This is a genomic window from Methanobrevibacter sp. (assembly GCF_045646045.1).
In the GTDB taxonomy this organism is placed as follows: Archaea; Methanobacteriota; Methanobacteria; order Methanobacteriales; family Methanobacteriaceae; genus Methanocatella.
In genome coordinates this window covers 1-2,376 of the sequence record NZ_JAZRJY010000065.1, presented here as the reverse complement: position 1 = coordinate 2,376, position 2,376 = coordinate 1, and the positions used below count along the sequence as shown (strand labels likewise).

Here is a 2,376-nt window from a genome sequence, read left to right as displayed (position 1 = left end):
GAAGGTAACGTTGTTCAGGAGGAATGTGACATTATTCAATGTTACTTCTCCAGTAGAGTCTATTATTCCACCTACAGCAGACTTACCATTGCTTAAAACCAAATTGTTTATGGTTACATTGTTTCCAGTAATGTTAAATATCCCGGATTGCTTATTTCCATCTATAATATGATTGTTTCCATTTATCACGAAATTGTTTTTCGAAATGACAACATATCCTTCATCAGTTTCGTTGTTGAAGGTATAGTCATGCTGAATGTCGAATGAATCTCCTGATGTTTCAACATCATCAGTTAAATTTTTAAACGTATAAGTGATTCCATTATCCCCTATAACTTTACTATCATCACTGATTTTCATAATCTCGCTGTTCTCTTCAGTTGCCGCAGCCGCACCCATTGAAATTATCAAAAGAAGAAATAGGATGCATATCTTTTTAATTTCCATAAATTAGCTCCCATTATTAATATCACATCGATTTTACATTATGTCCATTTATAATGAATATTTTATAATATAATTTAATAATTATATTTATCTATACAATAATATATAAATTTGAAATTATAACATGAACCAAATGGTATTTGCAGCTATTGACATTTTTGAACCTCTCCGGCTTGTAGAAGCCGGAGATTCTTAGGCCATACCTACTGTATCGACAAAACATTTCCATTCATATTTATAAATGAATTTGTTTTCTCCGTTAGGTATGAAATCTACTAAGCATAGCACCATTGAACCAGTGGCGCGTAGACCTTCGTCTAAAATGTTTTTTGCAGCATTTACATCTCTTTGATGTACTGCATGGCAATGAGGACATTCCCATTCTCTTTCTTCACGACCTAAGTCGTGATTGATTTTTCCACAAACATGGCATTTTTTGCTCGATGGAAACCATCGACTGATTTGTACGAATTCACGACCATATAACTCTGCTTTGTATTTTATCATTTCTATGAGTTTTCCCCATCCGATTTCATGAATGCTTCGGCTTAAGTTGCTTTTAAGCATTCCTCGAATGTTGAGTGTTTCCATGGCTATGAATTGGCAGTGTTTGACTATATTATAGGATATTTTGTGATAATAGTCGTTTACTACATTGTTTTTCTTTCTTATCCATTTGTGGAGTTTTATTAGTGTTTTTTTCCAGTTGGATCCGCCTTCTTTTTGTTTGTCGAGTTTTTGCTGGTAATACTGTATTCTTCCGTTTATTTTCTTCAGGTCAGGTTTGGCTATCACCTTTCCATTGGAAAATGTTAAAAAGTCAGTTAGTCCAACATCTATTCCGACATATAATCCTCCATGGGAAAATTCACTATGTCTATTTTCATCTAATTCGTATACTATACACACATACCAGCACCCGTTTTCGTATTTTAATGTAGCTTCCTTGATTTGACCATTGATGTGTCTTCTATACTTGACTGTTATTGTTCCCAGCTTATTTATGCGCAATTCATTTTCAGACAACCATCTAATAGTTCCTACTCTACCTTTTTTTGTATCATAGAAGTTGTTTCGCAGGGTAATTGAGTTTACTGGATTTTTTTTACGTTTTTTGAATTTAGGAACACCTGTTCTGCGGTCATAATAACCGTTATAGGTATTTATTAGTCTATCAGTGGATGCTTGAAGGCAGGTAGAATCAGCATCTTTTAGAAAAGGATACTGTTTTATTAATGTTTTAATTATTTTTTGTGTGTATGTGCGGTTTACTTTAACTTTGTTGCCTATTCCAAATTCTTTGACTAGATTTTCTCGGTAAATACTATACTCCAATGTTTTATTGTACACAAAAGCACTGGTATTTATATTAAACCATAATTTCTTTTTCATCTCTTCATCAGGAACAAATTTAACCTTATCAGTTAAAATAAAAGTTTTATCACACATTTTTAACATCATTCCATTAATAAATATCCTAAATACACCATTAAATGACTAAAAAAAGAAAAGGAAAAAAACGAAAACATTTGAAGTTTTTCCCCCATCTTTCTATATTAATAACATTATAATTACTATATATATGGCATTTGTCCGAGAGCATTTGAAAAGTAATCGCTCCCCCACCACATAAAAAAAATATTCACTAACTTACTAAAATGTGCAATTCATCTCCAGCTTAAAGAAGCTGGAGAATTCTTGCACAATAAAGTTAAAAAGTTTTAGATATTGCAAAACATTGCCTGCAATTTACTTTTCTTTAACTATTTTTCCGGTCATATGTTCAATTGTAATCTCGAATACTTCAGTTTTATCCAATAATCGGGAGACTTCCTCAACTGTTTCATCATGTGTTGGAAAAAACTTGTCTCCTAAAAAAGTAAGTGCCCTTATCTTTTCGTTGCTGTCTTTTAATGTTTTAATCTGGCC

1 protein-coding gene and 2 pseudogenes are annotated in these 2,376 nt (G+C 32.3%); all 3 read right to left on the bottom strand.

All coding sequences use genetic code 11. From position 1 onward, the window contains the following. Nucleotides 1-447, bottom strand: a pseudogene (locus ACKI5C_RS04200) (hypothetical protein); the annotation flags it as partial. 192 nt (nt 448-639) lie between these two features. Further along, nucleotides 640-1,896, bottom strand: a complete 1,257-nt coding sequence (locus ACKI5C_RS04195) for an RNA-guided endonuclease InsQ/TnpB family protein (protein ID WP_407431956.1) — start codon at nt 1,894-1,896, stop codon at nt 640-642. Between the two features lie 300 nt (nt 1,897-2,196). Further along, nucleotides 2,197-2,376: pseudogene (locus tag ACKI5C_RS04190) on the bottom strand (pyridoxamine 5'-phosphate oxidase family protein); the annotation flags it as partial.

Coding starts and splice junctions, on each gene's coding strand:
- ACKI5C_RS04195 (WP_407431956.1), bottom strand. CDS start 1,896: ATGTGTGATAAAACTTTTATTTTAACTGATAAGGTTAAATTTGTTCCT.